The sequence below is a fragment of the Geomonas limicola genome, assembly GCF_014193675.1.
GTDB classification, from domain to species: domain Bacteria; phylum Desulfobacterota; class Desulfuromonadia; order Geobacterales; family Geobacteraceae; genus Geomonas; species Geomonas limicola.
Genome location: NZ_BLXZ01000004.1, coordinates 239,788 through 254,960, shown reverse-complemented (window position 1 = coordinate 254,960; position 15,173 = coordinate 239,788). Strand labels below are relative to the sequence as shown.

Here is a 15,173-nt window from a genome sequence, read left to right as displayed (position 1 = left end):
TGCCCCCTTCCGTGCAGCAATCCCCCGCCCTTCAATGAGCTTGACCCTTCTCCCCCCTTCCGGTACTCTAAGCCACATGTCTATAATGAAAAAAACTGTCCCCACGAAGCCGGAACTCCTCTCTCCCGCAGGTTCCCTGGAAGCCTTTTTCGCCGCCATGGAAAAAGGCGCCGATGCCGTCTATGCAGGGCTCAAAGACTTCTCCGCCCGCGCCAAAGCCAAGAACTTCACCCTCTCCCAGATGGAGCGCATGAGCGCCTATGCCCGCGGTACTGGCAAGAAGGTGTACGTGACGCTCAACACGCTGGTAAAGGAAAATGAGCTGCCGCAACTGGTCGACACCCTGGCCGCCCTGGAAGCGATGCGGATAGACGGTGTCATCCTGCAGGACCTCGCGGTGGCCCGCCTGGCCCGCGAATACTTCCCCGGCATCCCGCTGCACGCCTCGACCCAGATGACCATCCACAACTCGCTCGGCGTGCGCCAGCTCGAGGAGCTCGGCTTCGAGCGCGTGGTCCTCGCCCGCGAGCTGCACATCGACGAGATCAAGACCATCGTCGAGGCGAGCCGTGCCGAGATCGAGTGCTTCATCCACGGCGCGCTCTGCTTCTCCATCTCGGGCCAGTGCTACTTCTCCTCCTTTCTGGGCGGGCACAGCGGCAACCGCGGGCGCTGCGCGCAGCCCTGCCGGCGCCAGTACAAGCACAAGGGGAAGGAAGGGTACTACCTCTCCACCAACGATTTCTCCAGCATCGAGATGATCCCGGCGCTCATGGAGGCCGGCGTGCACTCGCTCAAGATCGAAGGGCGCATGAAGTCCGCCGAGTACGTGGCGAGCGTCATCGCGGCCTACCGGCTGGTACTCGACTCCGCCCCCGAGAACTACGCCGCCGCGGTCACCGAGGCCAAGAGCCTGCTCAAGCAGTCCTTCGGCCGGGTCCCCACCAAGGGATTCCTCGCCTCGCACCAGCCGACCGACATCTCCACCCCGTCCATCAAGGGGGCCACCGGGCGCTACCTGGGGGACATCCGCGAGATCCGCGGCAACCGGATCAGCTTCGACACCCGGGACCGCCTCTTCGTGGGGGACCGGATCCGGGTGCAGCCCAAATCCGACATGGCGGGGCGCGCCTTCACCATCAAGGAGCTCTTCGTCGTCGGCAAACCGGTGAAGCAGGTGAAGGAAAACACCCTGGTCAGCACCCCCTCCCCCTTCCCGTTCAAGCTGGGTGACTCGGTGTTCAAGGTCTCCTCGGAAACCGCCTTCACCATGAGCGAGAACGCCTGCCTGAAGCGGCTCGACTCGGTGAAAGGGGACAGCATCCCCTGCGTCCTGGACATCTCCTATGTCGACCGGGCGATGCAGATCGACGCGGAGGTGTTCCGCACCAGGTTCAGCACCCGGTACGAGCTGGGCGAGCTGGAGGAGGCGCGCACCAGCGACATGGAGGGGGTACTCAGGGGGCAGTTCTCCAAAACCGGCGACACCCAGTTCACCCTCGCCAAGCTGAGCGCCCCGGAGTTCCCCGCGCTGCTCATCCCGGCCGCCAAGCTCAAGGATATTAGGCGTTCCTTCTACGCCTGGCTCGCCGAGGCCACCGTGGGTTCCTTGAAGCAGAAAAGCGGTGAGGGGCGCAAGCGGGCGCTCGCCTCCCTGGTACGCCAGCGTCCCTCCGTCGCCCACAAAGGGAAGGATGCCTTGAGCGTGAGGCTCGAGCAGCTCAAGGACTGGCACGAACTGCACCGCGACCTGGTGGACGAGATCATCCTCCCGGTGTCGCGCGCCAACCTGCACCAGATCCCGCAGTACCTGCGCAAGCTCAAGGAATACGAGGCCCGCATCGTCTGGCAGCTCCCCTTCATGATCTTCGAGGCGGATGTCGCCTTTTACCAGGAGGCGGTCCAGTACCTGCTCCGTTCCGGCATGAAGCGCTTCGAGCTCACCAACCTGTCCCAGTTCCAGTTCTTCAAGGGAACCGACGCCGAGCTCACTACCGATTACCGGCTCTACTCGCTGAACACCCAGGCACTTTTGAGCTGGCAGGAACTGGGCGCCAACCGGGCGACGCTCTACATCGAAGACGACCGTGAGAACCTCGCGCAACTCCTCGGTGCCGACCTGAAGATCAGGCGCGGCACGCTCCTTTTTGCGCCCGTGCCGGTGATCACCTCCAAGATCGCCATCAAGGAGGTAAAGGGTGATGCCGGGCTGGTCTCCGACCGGGGCGACCAGTATGCGGTCAAGGTGAAAGACCGGCTCACCGTGGTCAGTGCCGAGACGCCGTTCGCGCTCACCCAGTACCGCAGCGAGCTGCGCCAGTTAGGCTGCGGCAGTTTTCTCCTCGACGTCTCCCAGCTTGCTCCCGAGCAGCGCGAGCGCGTCCTCGAGGCCTACCGCAAGGGGCAGCCACTCCCCGGTGCCTCTGAATTTAATTACACGGCGGGTTTGGTCTAAAGAGTAAAATGGGCAGGTGGAGTTTCTTCGAGGCGCGTTCATCTGGTCTGTAAAGGTCCCTTGAGTCCCACGAGTCCTGTACGCCCATGAGGTTCCTGAAAGGCAGGTAGCAAGTATGACTCTTTTTGACCGCATCACCCAGAAGCTCCAGGAGAAGATCAACAACCCGGCCTTGGCCGAGCTGATGAAGGAGCAGAAACTCCAGGACCTGTTCACCAAGCGCGAGTTCCGCATCACGCAGGCCTACCTGCAACGCGAGTTTTTGAGCCGGGCCCAGGACGACGAACTGGTCGAGCTTTCCATCGAGCTCTGTAACGGCTACGGCGAGGTCTCCGGGAAGATGAAGAAACGGCTCCTGCCGGCCATCCCCTTCTCGGCCACCTTCACCATCCAGGGGATGGAGTTCAGCCCGGCACGCAAATACGTGCTCTTGAAGCTGGAGCAGGTGGCACCGCTCGACATCGAGTGGCTGACCCGCAAGGTGGTCGAGCACATTCCGTTTTTGACCTGCAGCGGCGACCTGGTCACCTGCGATCTGAACCGGGTCCCCAGGCTGGCGGAGCTCTTCGCCCGCAGGGTACGCCTGGGCTCTCGCGAGCTGAACGGCTGGGACCTGATCACGCTGAAGGAACTTACCCTGAAACAGGGGGAAATCGTAGGAAGAGTGGGGGTAGTACTTTAATGGATTATCTGGTGCGCATCATAACCAAGAGCGGCAACGTGCGGGCGCTCGCCTGCCTCACCACCGATCTCGTGGAAGATATCTGCAAACGGCACGGCACGCTGCCGACCGCCTCGGCGGCCTTGGGGCGGGCACTCACCGCCGGAACGCTCATGGGGGCGTTTTTGAAGACGGGGCAGCGGGTGGCGCTGCGCTTCGAGGGGAACGGCCCGCTCAAAAAGATCATCGTGGAGGCCGACAGTAACGGCAGCGTGCGCGGCTACGTAGGAAACCCCGAGGTGAACCTGCAAAAGCCCGACGGTTCTCTCGACGTGCCCGGCGCCATCGGCCGAGCCGGTTTTCTCACCGTCGCGAAGGATCTCGGCATGCGCGAGCCCTACAGCGGCACGGTACAGCTCTACACGAGCCAGGTTGCCCAAGACCTGGCGCTCTACCTGGTCGAGTCGGAGCAGATCCCTTCCGCGGTGGGACTCGCCGAATACGTGGAGCCGACCGGCGAGGTCGCGGTATCGGGGGGGGTCCTGATCCAGGCGGTACCGCCGGTGGACACGGACGTGGTCGAGAAACTGATGGCGCGCATCGAACAGCTGCCGCAACTGAGCGTGCTGTTGCGCGAGGGGAAGACGCCGGAAGAGATCCTGGAACTCCTCTTTGCCGGAATTCCCTACGACGTCCTGGAAAAGAGGGAGCTCGGTTTCGCATGCAGTTGCAGCAGGGAGCGGATCGAACGGGTACTGATCTCGATGGGGAGGGAGGAGCTGGCCTCGCTACGGGAAGAGCAGCACGGAGCAGAAGTCACCTGCGAGTTCTGCGGACAGCGCTACAGCTTCAGCGAGGCCGATCTGGTAGGTCTCATTGCGGGGATGGCCGAGGGAGAGGCTCAGGCGTAGACGGAGAAGCCGGCCTGCGGTTTCGCCTGTTGCGCCACCTGGGCGACCATCGTGGCCATCTGCATTTGGGCGTCGGCCGCCTTCTTCATCATCTCGGTCGACTGGTTCAGCTGCAGCAACTGTGTGGCACCTGCCACCGCACTGATTTCCATGGTTCACCTCCGTTAGTTTTTATGCAGCCTGAGCTGTCCGATGCATACCGGACGTTGCAACGACGTTAGAGGAACCCAAACGCACCTCGCGCTTTGGGAGAAGGGTGGGGGTGAGGGGGCTACGCGTCTCTCGCTCAGCTGGTTTTCATCTCCCAGCCCCTAATCCCCAGTCCCTAATCCCTGCCTTCCAAGCCCCTGCCCTTAACCTATCGGCACCTCACCCCTCTTACTTGAGCTTTTTCTGCTGCACAGTCGCGCCACGGGCACCGCGCGCTATAATGACCCAGTCCCCCAGCACCAGCTTTCGGAGAAACCCATGCGCATCTACGACATCACCGTTCCGCTCTCGGCGCAGCTTCCGGTCTACCCCGGGGACTGCGGCTTCGAACTCTCCCCCTGGAACCGGATCGCCAACGGCGACGAGGCCAACGTCTCCCGTCTGAGCTTCTGCAGCCATGCCGGGACGCACCTCGACCCGCCGCGCCACTTCGACGACGCGGGGGCGAGCATCGACGAGATACCCCTGGACCGCCTGGTGGGCCGGGCCCTGGTGCTGGAACTCGAGGAGGTCCAGACGATCGGGCGCGAGGAACTGCACCGGCTGCCGGTGCGCGGCGTGGAACGCGTTTTGTTCAAGACCAGGAACTCCCGGCTCTGGCACCAACCTGACTTCTCGCCGGATTTCACCGCGCTTTCCCCGGACGGTGCGCAGTACCTGGTCGAGTCAGGGGTGAAACTCGTGGGAATCGATTATCTCTCGATCGAAGGGATGGACGGCGACGGAACGGTGCACCGGACGCTTCTGGAAAACGACGTGCTGGTCATCGAGGGGCTGAACCTGGAGGGGATCGATCCGGGGGAGTATGAACTGATCTGCCTGCCGATCAAGGTCAAGGGGGGAGACGGGGCGCCCGTGCGGGCTCTCTTGCGGGGTCCTGCCGCTGGCGGCGGGCTGTCCTTCGACCCGCACACTACGAAGTGGCCGGTCTCCTGACCGGCCACCTCGCGTCATCGGCTACTCTTTCTTGTCCTTCTTGTCGCAGCAAGGCTGAGCCTGTTTCTTTTGCATCTTGGCGCACTTGTCGCAGCCAGCTTTGGCAGCTCCCTCTTTCATCTTGGCACACTTCTCACATCCCGCACCGGCAGCCTTGGCCCCTTTGTCGCAGCACGGCTTCCCTTCGGCGCCTTTCATCTTCGGGCAGTTCTCGCAACCCGCCGCAGCCTTGGCTTCCTTGTCGCAGCAGGGCTTACCGGCAGCCGCCTTCATCTTCGGGCAGTTCTCGCAGCCGGCCGCAGCCATTTTGTCGCACCCCTTCTCTGCGCACGGTTTTCCCGCCTGCATTTTGGGGCAGTGCTCGCACCCGGCACCCTTCGCATCCTGGGCCGGAGCGGCAGCAGCCTGCTGCGCCTTCGGGCACTTGTCGCAGCCAGCAGGAGCACCGGCCGGTTCATTGGCCCAGACCGAGAACGCACAGGCAACGGCGAACACCACGGGGAACACGATCCTCAACATTTTCTTCATAAGACCCTCCTGCAGCTGAATGCTATGGCAGTAATTCACCTATTGTGACAGTACATGTACGACAATCCGGCGTGATAGTCAAAGATTTCCGCACAACCCGTGAGGTTATGCGTCGCCGCCGGTGGCACCCTCAACCACCTGCTCCAGTTCGGGGGCCAGCGCTGCGAAATCGGCGTCGATGGGGGCCACCGCCTCGATGAGCCTCCCCCTCGGGCCGGTAAAGCGCATGCTGCGGCAGTGCAGCATCATCCGGGGCGCGGGAATTCCCCCGTAGCTCTCGTCCCCGATGATCGGGAAGCCGCTGTGCTTCAAATGGACCCGGATCTGGTGGGTCCGCCCGGTGAGCGGCTTCGCCTCAAGGGCCGTCACCCCCCCCGCCTCGGCGAGTACCGTGAAGACGGTGCACGCCGGTCGGCCGGACGGGGAAACGCCGTAGCGGAACTTGCTCAGCTTGTCGATCGGGGCGTCCACCTTCCACTGGGGCAGGTCGGGGGAGCCCGAGACCAGTGCCCAGTAGGTTTTCTGCACTTTCCCTTCTTTCAGAAGTCGCGAGATGAGGGTCGCTGCCTGCTTGTTCTTGGGGAAGAACATCACCCCGCTGGTGCCGCGGTCCAGGCGGTGCACCACCCGCGCCGGCTCCTTGAGCCCGATGCTCTTCAGGTACATATCCACGGCGTACTCGACGGTCCCCTTGAGCTGGTAGGGGGTGCGCTGGCTGTTGAAGCCGACCGCCTTGTGCACCGCCAGAAAATCCTTGTCCTCGTAGAGCAGGTCCCCCTTCTGGTAGGCCAGATCGATACAGCGCTCCGGCTCCATGACCCCGAAGGCAATCTCGTCACCCTCCTTCAGGGTCCGCGAGGCGACCCGCACCGTAAGCTGGCCGAGGCTGCACCCCCCCCAGTCGATCACCCGCCTGATCTCCCCTTTGGAGTACTGGGGAAAAAGCTGCTTCACCCCGTCGTCCAGCCTCAGCCCCGCCAGTTCCGCACCCACTCGCGCCACCAGGATCATGGCAGGTACCTCCGCGCCCGCAAAAGTGCGGTGATGGTCTTGCCGTCGGTGATGGCGCCCTCTTCGGCCATCTTGAGGGCTTCTTCAAGCGGCAGCCGGACGCAGGAGATCTCCTCGTAGTCCTCGGGTTCCGCCTCCCCCTGGGTGAGACCGGTGGCCAGGTACAGGTGGATCACCTCGTCGAAGACCCCGGGCGAGGAGTGCAGGACTCCCAGTGACTCGAGCGTGCCGGCGCTCAATCCGGTCTCCTCGACCAGTTCGCGCCCCGCGGCCAGTTGGGGATCCTCACCCGGCGCCAGCCGCCCCGCGGGGAGTTCCAGCAGGAACTCGCCCACGGCCGGGCGCAGCTGCCTGATCAGCGTCACGCTGCCGTCCTCGTGCAACGGGAGCACCGCGGCCCCTCCGGGATGGCGCACGATCTGGTAGGTGTACCACCCCTGGCTCCCGATCAACACGTCCATCTGCTCTATATCCACTACAAGACCGCTGAACACGGTCGAATGGTTTCTGGTTTCCATGACAACCTCCTCCCCGATACATACCATTTCGCCCGGCGTAAGTGAAGCGATTGTGCTTCTCCCGTTAGTTCGGGTAAAGTAGTTTCAGGGGCAAAGGGCGGAGCGCTACCCACTTTAGGTATGGCAACCTGCCCGGCAATCTGGTATTCTCGTCAAAATTAGCAATAAAACATAAAAAGGTGGTGCACAATGGCAAAGGCTAAAGAAGGGGACCGCGTAAAGGTCCATTATACCGGCAGGCTCGATGACGGCACCGTGTTCGATTCCTCCGAGTGCTCGGAAGACGATTGCGGCTGCAGCCACGGCCCGATGGAATTCACCATCGGCGGCGGCGAGGTCATCCCCGGATTTGAAAAAGGGGTCGTGGGGCTCGAGGTCGGCGAGGCCAAGACCATCCACATCCCGGTAGACGAGGCCTACGGCGAGCGGATCGAAGAAATGGTGGCCCAGGTGCCGCGCAGTGAGCTTCCCGCGGAACTCAAGCCGGAACTCGGTCAGCAGCTCGAAGTGACCCAGGAGGATGGCCAGGTTTTCCAGGTGCTGATCACCGACATGGATGACACCACGATCACCATCGACGCGAACCATCCGCTGGCCGGCCAGGCGCTCAACTTCGACATCAAACTGGTTGAAATCGCCTAACCGTACCAACATACATTGAAAAAAGCCCCACCACCGGTTCCGTTCCGGGGTGGGGCTTTTTGTATTCTTCTCGTCGGTCAAGGCAAAAGCCCCCCGTGCGACGCTGCACAGGGGGAGCTTCGACCCGACCGTCAAGCCGGGTCTTCAAGCCCAAACGACGCTGTTTGATCGGTGGGAGCTGCTAGTTTTCCGCCATGAAGTGGCACTCGTAGAGGTCTTCCAGCGACTGCAGGTGACGGGTCTCGTCGGCCAGCATCTGCCTGAAGAGTGCGGCCATCGGGGCACCCTCGCAGCCACGGGACATCTTCTGGTAGAACTCGATGGACCCCTTCTCCAGGTGGATGGCGTAGGCCAGCGCCTCGCGGGCATCGGAGTCCGGACGCAGCTCGCGCTTGGCCAGGACGTAGTCCAGGTTCATGGTGGGTACCGGCTGCTGCAGCTCGCCCCCCCCTTTCATCTGTCCCTCGACCAGCCACTTCTCCAACTGGTGCTTGTGCTCCAGTTCGTCCAGCGCCGCATCTTTGAAGATCTCGCGGGCAGCCTTGTCCTTCACCAGGCGCAACGCGGCGAGGTAGCTTCTGAACCCTTCGTTTTCCATCTGGGCAGCCATCTCAATTGCAGCTTCGAATGTGTAACAAACGTCACCCTGCTCTATCTCGGCCATGGAGGTTCTCCTCTAGCTGTTTATTAGCAGCCTTTTTTTAACACAGTACGCGGCCAAGCACAAGGCACTTTGTATACAAATAATAGTGAGCCGCTGGCGAATCGCCGCGCCGCTGGTAGACTGTTGCCTGCGACTGAGACCGACAAGGAGGGTGTATGAGGATATTTTTGGCCGGCGGGACAGGTTTTGTGGGCGGACATCTGCGCCGGGAGCTTGTGGCCCGGGGGCACAGCGTGCGCCTGCTGGTGCACCGCAGAAGCGGCACGCAGGAACCCGGCATCGAACAGCTGGAAGGCGACGCCACCGTCCCCTCGAGCCTCTTCGCTGCAGCCCGCGGCTGCGACGCCACCATCAACCTGATCGGCATCATCCGCGAGTTCCCGCAGCGCGGCACCACCTTCGAACGGCTCCACGTCGAGGCGACCCGCAACCTGATACACGCGAGCCGCGAAGCGGGGATTTCCCGTTACCTGCAGATGTCCGCCCTGGGGACCGGGCCCAACGCCCGCACCGGCTACTTCGCGACCAAGTACCGCGCCGAAGAAGAGCTGCGCAACTCCGGCCTCGACTGGACCATCTTCCGTCCCTCGGTGGTGTACGGCCCGAACGACGAGTTCGTCAACATGCTCGCCGGGATGATCAAGGCCCTCCCCGCCATGCCGGTGATCGGCGACGGCAGTTACCAGCTGCAACCCATCGCCGCCGACGACGTGGCACGCTGCTTCGCCGGCGCCCTGGAAATCCCCGAGACCATTGGCCAGACCTACGCGCTGTGCGGCCCGGACCGCTTAAGCTACAACGAGCTTCTGGACAGCATCGCCCGGGTCCTGGGGATGAAGGGGGTCTTCAAGGTGAGAAACCCGCTCGCCCTGATGCGCCTGGTGGTCCCGGTGCTGCAGCGCATCCCGTTGTTCCCGCTGACCAGCGATCAGTTGGAGATGCTCGTGCAGGGAAGCACCTGCGACGGCAGCTGGAGCGCCACCTTCGGCTTCACACCGCAGGGCTTCGAATCGGGAATCCGCGCCTATCTCAAGCGCTAGCGGGTCACCCGGACTGAAAAATAACCAAAAAGCTTACATTTGTATTACCGGCCCGGCAAAATTCGTGTATGATCGGAAAGTCCACTTGAGTTTTAATATTCCAGCGATTTATCCGATACCCCTCAGGGGTCCGCCGGCGACCCCAGAATCCCCTCGAGGAGATACCGCTCTCATGACCGTACGGATTCTCATTGCCGATGACCACGCCCTGGTGCGTGACGGACTGAGGATGAACCTGGAAGCCCGCGAGGGTTTCTCGGTGATCGGCAGCGCGACGACCGGTCGAGAGGCCGTCGCCAAGACCATCGAACTGGTCCCCGACGTGGTGATCATGGACATCGCCATGCCCGAGTTGAACGGCATCGAGGCCACCCGGCTCATCTGCGAGCAACTCCCCGAAGTGAAGATCCTGGTCCTTTCCATGTACAACTCCAGCGAGCACTGCTACCGTGCGCTGCGCTCCGGCGCCCGGGGCTACCTGCTCAAGGAGTCGGCCGGTGAAGAAGTGGTGACCGCGGTAAGCACGGTGATGCGGGGGCGCCAGTACTTCGGCGCAGGTGTCGTGAACCCGCTCGAGGGGCAGGGACAGCATCAGCAAAATTCCCACAAGAGCCCCCTGGAAAGTCTCAGCCGCCGCGAGCTGGAAATTTTCCAACTGGTCGTCGAGGGGAAGTCCAGCTCCGAGATCGCCACGTTACTTGCACTCTCCTCCAAAAGCGTAGATACCTATCGTTCCCGCCTTATGCAAAAATTAGGGGTGCACAACATCCCGTCCCTGGTAAGTTTCGCTATCCAACACGGCATAACTCCCGCCCGTTAAGCGCCTTTTCCCCTTAGTATCAAAAAAATAGCCATTTAGCCATCACTGTTGAGAACTCCTGACAGACAGGGGCACTAATAATCTGGTAATTCTGAGACACTACCCGGCTCCGGGTGTGCCTTAGCCGTTTGTTAGTCCGACAGCTAAAGCAGCACAACCGTGCTGCGGATCCCCCGAGGATCCGCTCAGGGAGCGGCACGACAGACCCTGCCAAGTCAGCCGGTAGAGTGTTAACCGGCTGCCACGCAAGCGCCAGCGGCAGCCGCAACGGGTAGTGCATCAAAACCGTCGGAGTGAACCGCACGTGGCATCAGACCAGCTAGCTTTAACCTACACGATGCTGATCGTCGAGGACGACATCGATGCCCTCGATGCCTTGCGGGCCGCCCTGGCCAGACGGTACCCGGAACTGAACCTGGTGGTGGCGACCAGCGGCGAGCAGGGACTTGAGCTGTTCCGGCAACTGCGGCCGCAGATCGTCATGTCCGATATCCAGATGCCCGGCATGAGCGGCATCGACATGGTACGGGAGCTGCGCCTCCTGGCCCCGGAGACCCGGGTCGTCATCATCACGGCGCACCTGGAATCCCGGCTGCTCCTGGACTGCCTGAACCTCAACGTCAGCCGGTACCTGGTGAAGCCGGTAGAAAACGCCCTGCTCTTCCAGGCGGTGGACGACAGCCTGGAGCGGATCGAGCTGGAGCACCAGCTCAAGGCACAGAATGCAGCTCTTTGGCAAAGTCGCGAACAGCTCCGTCTCGCACTCGACGCGGCGGCACTGGGAACCTGGGATTACCGCCCCGGCACCGGGAAGGTCATCTGGGACGAGCGGAGCCAGGTCATGTTTGGCCTGGAAGGGGTCCAGACCGACTACCGCAACGTCCTGAGCCGGATTCATCCCGAAGACCGCAACCGGGTTGACCTCGCGGTACAGCGTGCCAGCGGCGAGTCGATCCATGGCGATTACCACCAGGAGTTCCGGGTGGTCTGGCCGGACGGCTCCATCCACTGGATCTCTTCGCAGGGGAAGGTGTTCCGCGATGCGGCAGGGGAGACGCGCTTCATCGGCGCGAACCTCGACATCAGCGCCCGGGTGCAGGCGACCGAGCAGCTGCAGTTGAGCGAGAGCCGCTACCGTGGTCTGTTCAGCTCGCTGCAGGAAGGGTTCTCGCTGCTGGAGGGGGTGATCGGTCCCGACGGCATCGACTACCGGTTCCTCGAGGTGAACCCCGCCTTCGAGCGGCTGACCGGGCTGCGCCGTGAGCAGTTGATCGGCAAGCAGTTGAGCCTGGTGTTCCCCGATCTGGAGGAGCGCTGGCTGGCATGCCTCGCCACCGTGGCCATCACGGGGCAGCCGGCTCGCCTGGAACACCGGTCCCAGACCTCGGATCGCTACTACGAGGTGCAGGTGTACTCGCCGGAGAAGGGACAGGTTGCGGCACTCTACCTCGACTTGAGCGAGCGCAGGAAACTGCAGATGGAGCGCGAGAAGAACGAGCGCCTGGAGTCGCTCGGGGTTCTCGCCGGAGGGATCGCCCACGACTTCAACAACATCCTGATGGCGATCACGGGAAACATCTCGCTGGCCCGTCTGCAACTGGATAAGGACAGTCAGGTGGATGCACGCCTCGAGGACAGCGAGAAGGCGGTAGCGAAGGCCACGGCGCTGACCCGGCAATTGCTCACCTTCGCACGCGGCGGCGAACCAGTCCGCAAAAGCGTCTGTACCCAGGCCCTGATCTGCGAGGCGGCATCGCTCTTTTTAAGCGGCGGCAACTGCAAGGCCGAACTCAATCTCCCCGAGGACCTCTGGCAGCTCAACGCCGACCCGGGGCAGATTCACCAGGCGCTCAACAACCTGATTCTCAACGGGGTGCAGGCGATGCCGGGTGGCGGCACCCTCACCCTGTCGGCAGCGAACCAGGTTATCGATACCGGGTACGGGCGCGGGCTGGTCCCGGGACGCTACCTGAAGATCGTGATCTCCGACCAGGGGTGCGGCATCTCTCCCGAGCTGCTCACCAAGATCTTCGACCCTTACTTCACCACCAAGCCCAAGGGGTCGGGGCTCGGCCTTGCCTCGGTGTTCTCGATCGTGAAGCGGCACGAGGGCGCCATCAGCGTCTGGTCCACCCCCGGCTCGGGAACCAGCTTCGAGCTGTTATTGCCGGCTGCAAACCAGGGCGAAACGGCACTCGCGGAACCCGTAGTGGAAACGGCACCCGCACCCGAGCAGAGCTTCGCCCAGGGGCAGGCTATCCTGGTCATGGACGACGAGGAGATGATCCGCAACCTCGCCTCCCAGATGCTGACGCGCCTTGGGTACCGGACCACGACCTGCAGCGACGGGGCCCAGGCGGTGGACCTCTACCGGCAAAACCTCGAGAAGGATCCTTTTGCCGCGGTCATCCTGGACATGACGGTCCCCGGCGGCATGGGGGGGCAAGGAAGCGGCCTACCAGATCCGCTCCCTGGACAGCGACGCGGTGCTCATCATTTCCAGCGGCTACACCGCTGACCCCTTTTTGGACGAGAAGCGAGAGATGCAGGTGAACGGCTTGGTGGCCAAGCCCTATAACCTGAAACAGTTGTCAGACGAGTTGTGCCGGGCCATGGGAACCGCCTGAATCAAAGGTTCTTCGGATGCAGATGCAGCGCGCAGGCGGACGGGCCTGCACGCGATTCCAGTTTACGACACAGTAGGAGGGTAACATGAGCATCAAAGTTATGTTGGTCGACGATCACCGGATCCTGCGCGAGGGGCTCAAGGCCTTGCTCAAGAACTCCCCCGACATCGAAGTGGTAGCCGAAGCCTCGGACGGCCGCGAGGCCATCGAGAAGGCCGGCGAGGCGCGTCCCGAGGTCATCGTCATGGACCTGGTGATGCCGGTATTGAACGGTATCGAGGCTACCCAGCGCATCCTCGCGGATTTCCCCAGCACCAACGTGCTGATCCTCTCCTCGAGCCAGGAGCGGGCCAACGTTACCGCGGCCCTCAAGGCGGGAGCCAAGGGGTACCTGGGTAAGGAGTGCGTGATCGCCGAACTGGAGAAGGGGATCCGGGCGGTCGCTACCGGGAAGTCCTACCTGGACCCGAGGATCACGGACCTCCTGATCAACATGTACACCCAGAAGAATACCCAGGATGCCCTGGGGAACTTCGTGGTGCTCTCCAAGCGTGAGCAGGACGTGCTCCGGCACACCGCCGATGGCCGCAACACCAAGGACATCGCCTTCACCTTGAACATCTCCGTGAAGACCGTCGAGACCCACCGTCTCAACATCATGAAGAAGCTCAACGTGAACAGCATAGCGGCCCTCACCAAGTACGCGGTCCGCGAAGGCCTCACCTCGCTCTGGTAGCCGCCAGTCAAACAGCTTCCCAAAAGGCCGGGCAGGATATCTCTGTCCGGCCCCTCCGTATTTTTCTGTTAACTTTCCCGTAGATCAACCGATAAGTCCCCTAAAGCATTGCCGCGCAGGGCGTACTACTGCGTCATGGAATTTTGTTGGCGGAAGTCTCTCGACTTCGCGACCAGGAGGGGCGTAGATGAGAGTAGTGAAGGCCGTCGGGCGTACCGAGCCGGGTGAAGAACGGCGTTCGGTACACAGGGGTCAGTCGACGCACGGCAGAGGTGGAGTTCTCCCCCAGCGCCTGCGCGAGGCACGTTTCACGGTCGAGTTCTGCCGCGCCGTGTACGCCCATCTCGACCCTGCCGAAGTCTGCGCCACCGCGGCCGCCCTGCTCCAGGAGCACTTCGAGTACGGGCTCGCCATCTTCTCCTTTGCCCCGGAAAGCGACCTCGACTGCCTTGCCTTCGTCCCCACCCGCAGGCCGAGCGGTAAAACCGAATTGCAATGCCTGGTACTCGATCGTCTGCACGCCGCCCAGGTGCAAGGCGGAGCCTCCCGCAATGCCTCCGGCGTACTGGGTGCCGAGGTGAGTTTCGGACTTCCCGGGGTTCCCGGAGAGCTGCGCCTGTTCCAGGTGGCGGAGACCTTCCACCCCCTGTCCCGCTCGTTTCTGGGCGGCGTTGCCGAGTGTCTCAGCGCCGCTCTCATCAAGGCGCGGGACCACAACCGGCTGCGCGAGCTCGCCCTCAGGGACGCCATGACCGGTCTTTTCAACCGGCGCGCCTTTCGCGAGCTGCTGAGCATCGAGGCGGGGCGCCGCGGCGCCGGACCGCTCTCCGTGCTGATGATCGACATCGACAATTTCAAGGCCATCAACGACCGTTTCGGACATCCTGCCGGCGACGAGGTCATCATGGCAGTCGGCAGGGCCATCGGCGCCGAGTGTCGCGGTGGCGACCTGGCGGCGCGTTACGGAGGCGAGGAGTTCGCGGTGCTGCTCCCCGGAGCCGAGGCCGCGAACGCGGCGGGAGTCGCCGAGCGGATCCGCAACCGCATCGCCGGCCTCGATTTCAGCTTCGTCTACCCCGACTTCACCGTCACCGGGAGTCTCGGAGTCGCCTGCCGGCGCGATCCCAACGGGAGCGTCGACGAGTTGCTGCGTGAAGCCGACGACGCGCTCTACGTCGCCAAGCGCAGCGGCAAGAACCGGGTCTCGGTGCACGAAGCTGCCCTGCACGACTTCAGCACCTTAAACCACTGATCGAGCCCGACCGGCCAGGCATTCCCCTAACCGCCTACTTGTGCAGCCCGCAGGCACAGCGGCTCAAATGACGCTCTCCCTTTGCCTCTTCCCTGTTGTCCCGTCCTTTCCTGCACCACATTTTGACTCCCGAAGCGCTTTAAGGTATAGTGGCGCGCAATT

General features: G+C 62.7%; 15 protein-coding genes. 10 read left to right on the top strand and 5 right to left on the bottom strand.

Annotated elements, in window-relative coordinates:
• Positions 1-85: 85 nt before the first annotated feature.
• From H7688_RS11545 to hslO, 3 genes are all read left to right on the top strand, one after another.
• A complete protein-coding gene (locus H7688_RS11545) occupies positions 86-2,455 on the top strand; it encodes a peptidase U32 family protein (RefSeq protein ID WP_308470307.1) in 2,370 nt (789 codons plus the stop codon).
• Between the two features lie 115 nt (positions 2,456-2,570).
• The gene (locus H7688_RS11540) at positions 2,571-3,137 is read left to right on the top strand and encodes a hypothetical protein (RefSeq protein ID WP_183361265.1); all 567 of its coding nucleotides are present in this window, start codon (positions 2,571-2,573) and stop codon (positions 3,135-3,137) included.
• The gene (hslO, locus tag H7688_RS11535; RefSeq protein WP_183361264.1) at positions 3,137-4,027 is read left to right on the top strand and encodes an Hsp33 family molecular chaperone HslO; all 891 of its coding nucleotides are present in this window, start codon (positions 3,137-3,139) and stop codon (positions 4,025-4,027) included. Before H7688_RS11540 ends, hslO begins: the two co-directional genes overlap by 1 nt.
• Here the strand turns inward: hslO and H7688_RS11530 are convergent.
• The gene (locus tag H7688_RS11530; RefSeq protein WP_183361263.1) at positions 4,018-4,179 is read right to left on the bottom strand and encodes a hypothetical protein; all 162 of its coding nucleotides are present in this window, start codon (positions 4,177-4,179) and stop codon (positions 4,018-4,020) included. The two genes, hslO and H7688_RS11530, sit on opposite strands and share 10 nt — an antisense overlap.
• Before the next feature lie 316 nt (positions 4,180-4,495).
• Here H7688_RS11530 and H7688_RS11525 point away from each other — a divergent pair, with 316 nt between their 5' ends.
• Entirely contained in the window at positions 4,496-5,173 is a 678-nt protein-coding gene (locus H7688_RS11525; protein WP_183361262.1) for a cyclase family protein, read from the top strand.
• 21 nt (positions 5,174-5,194) lie between these two features.
• Here the strand turns inward: H7688_RS11525 and H7688_RS11520 are convergent, their stop codons facing one another.
• The 3 genes from H7688_RS11520 to H7688_RS11510 all read right to left on the bottom strand — a co-directional run bounded on the left by H7688_RS11520 (position 5,195) and on the right by H7688_RS11510 (position 7,230).
• Positions 5,195-5,701 carry a hypothetical protein gene (locus H7688_RS11520; RefSeq protein ID WP_183361261.1) on the bottom strand — a complete coding sequence of 169 codons (507 nt, stop codon included), beginning with the start codon at positions 5,699-5,701 and terminating at the stop codon, positions 5,195-5,197.
• 105 nt (positions 5,702-5,806) lie between these two features.
• Positions 5,807-6,712 carry an RluA family pseudouridine synthase gene (locus H7688_RS11515; protein ID WP_183361260.1) on the bottom strand — a complete coding sequence of 302 codons (906 nt, stop codon included), beginning with the start codon at positions 6,710-6,712 and terminating at the stop codon, positions 5,807-5,809.
• Positions 6,709-7,230 (bottom strand): NUDIX hydrolase, encoded by a 522-nt coding sequence (locus H7688_RS11510; RefSeq protein WP_183361259.1) that lies wholly within the window; start codon positions 7,228-7,230, stop codon positions 6,709-6,711. The genes H7688_RS11515 and H7688_RS11510 overlap by 4 nt, the downstream gene beginning before the upstream one ends.
• A gap of 189 nt (positions 7,231-7,419) precedes the next feature.
• Between H7688_RS11510 and H7688_RS11505 the strand changes: the two genes are divergently transcribed.
• Positions 7,420-7,872, top strand: coding sequence for an FKBP-type peptidyl-prolyl cis-trans isomerase (locus H7688_RS11505; RefSeq protein ID WP_183361258.1), 453 nt, complete (start codon positions 7,420-7,422; stop codon positions 7,870-7,872).
• Between the two features lie 181 nt (positions 7,873-8,053).
• On the opposite strand, the gene H7688_RS11500 is transcribed toward H7688_RS11505, so the two are convergent.
• Positions 8,054-8,536: a ferritin family protein gene (locus H7688_RS11500; protein ID WP_183361257.1), complete on the bottom strand. Its 483-nt coding sequence runs from the start codon at positions 8,534-8,536 to the stop codon at positions 8,054-8,056.
• A gap of 155 nt (positions 8,537-8,691) precedes the next feature.
• On the opposite strand from H7688_RS11500, the gene H7688_RS11495 reads away from it, so the two are divergent.
• The 5 genes from H7688_RS11495 to H7688_RS11475 all read left to right on the top strand — a co-directional run bounded on the left by H7688_RS11495 (position 8,692) and on the right by H7688_RS11475 (position 15,011).
• Positions 8,692-9,576, top strand: coding sequence for a complex I NDUFA9 subunit family protein (locus H7688_RS11495; protein ID WP_183361256.1), 885 nt, complete (start codon positions 8,692-8,694; stop codon positions 9,574-9,576).
• A gap of 172 nt (positions 9,577-9,748) precedes the next feature.
• The gene (locus tag H7688_RS11490; RefSeq protein ID WP_183361255.1) at positions 9,749-10,396 is read left to right on the top strand and encodes a response regulator transcription factor; all 648 of its coding nucleotides are present in this window, start codon (positions 9,749-9,751) and stop codon (positions 10,394-10,396) included.
• A 337-nt stretch (positions 10,397-10,733) separates the two neighbouring features.
• Positions 10,734-12,914, top strand: a complete 2,181-nt coding sequence (locus H7688_RS11485) for a response regulator (protein ID WP_183361254.1) — start codon at positions 10,734-10,736, stop codon at positions 12,912-12,914.
• A 194-nt stretch (positions 12,915-13,108) separates the two neighbouring features.
• Entirely contained in the window at positions 13,109-13,759 is a 651-nt protein-coding gene (locus H7688_RS11480; RefSeq protein ID WP_183361253.1) for a response regulator transcription factor, read from the top strand.
• 187 nt (positions 13,760-13,946) lie between these two features.
• Complete coding sequence (locus H7688_RS11475) at positions 13,947-15,011, top strand: GGDEF domain-containing protein (RefSeq protein ID WP_183361252.1); 1,065 nt, start codon at positions 13,947-13,949, stop codon at positions 15,009-15,011.
• Positions 15,012-15,173 lie beyond the last annotated feature (162 nt).

Excerpts from the sequence above, each read along its gene's own strand:
- H7688_RS11545 (WP_308470307.1), top strand. The coding sequence starts at position 86 with ATGAAAAAAACTGTCCCCACGAAGCCGGAACTCCTCTCTCCCGCAGGT.
- H7688_RS11540 (WP_183361265.1), top strand. The coding sequence starts at position 2,571 with ATGACTCTTTTTGACCGCATCACCCAGAAGCTCCAGGAGAAGATCAAC.
- hslO (WP_183361264.1), top strand. The coding sequence starts at position 3,137 with ATGGATTATCTGGTGCGCATCATAACCAAGAGCGGCAACGTGCGGGCG.
- H7688_RS11530 (WP_183361263.1), bottom strand. The coding sequence starts at position 4,179 with ATGGAAATCAGTGCGGTGGCAGGTGCCACACAGTTGCTGCAGCTGAAC.
- H7688_RS11525 (WP_183361262.1), top strand. The coding sequence starts at position 4,496 with ATGCGCATCTACGACATCACCGTTCCGCTCTCGGCGCAGCTTCCGGTC.
- H7688_RS11520 (WP_183361261.1), bottom strand. The coding sequence starts at position 5,701 with ATGAAGAAAATGTTGAGGATCGTGTTCCCCGTGGTGTTCGCCGTTGCC.
- H7688_RS11515 (WP_183361260.1), bottom strand. The coding sequence starts at position 6,712 with ATGATCCTGGTGGCGCGAGTGGGTGCGGAACTGGCGGGGCTGAGGCTG.
- H7688_RS11510 (WP_183361259.1), bottom strand. The coding sequence starts at position 7,230 with ATGGAAACCAGAAACCATTCGACCGTGTTCAGCGGTCTTGTAGTGGAT.
- H7688_RS11505 (WP_183361258.1), top strand. The coding sequence starts at position 7,420 with ATGGCAAAGGCTAAAGAAGGGGACCGCGTAAAGGTCCATTATACCGGC.
- H7688_RS11500 (WP_183361257.1), bottom strand. The coding sequence starts at position 8,536 with ATGGCCGAGATAGAGCAGGGTGACGTTTGTTACACATTCGAAGCTGCA.
- H7688_RS11495 (WP_183361256.1), top strand. The coding sequence starts at position 8,692 with ATGAGGATATTTTTGGCCGGCGGGACAGGTTTTGTGGGCGGACATCTG.
- H7688_RS11490 (WP_183361255.1), top strand. The coding sequence starts at position 9,749 with ATGACCGTACGGATTCTCATTGCCGATGACCACGCCCTGGTGCGTGAC.
- H7688_RS11485 (WP_183361254.1), top strand. The coding sequence starts at position 10,734 with ATGCTGATCGTCGAGGACGACATCGATGCCCTCGATGCCTTGCGGGCC.
- H7688_RS11480 (WP_183361253.1), top strand. The coding sequence starts at position 13,109 with ATGAGCATCAAAGTTATGTTGGTCGACGATCACCGGATCCTGCGCGAG.
- H7688_RS11475 (WP_183361252.1), top strand. The coding sequence starts at position 13,947 with ATGAGAGTAGTGAAGGCCGTCGGGCGTACCGAGCCGGGTGAAGAACGG.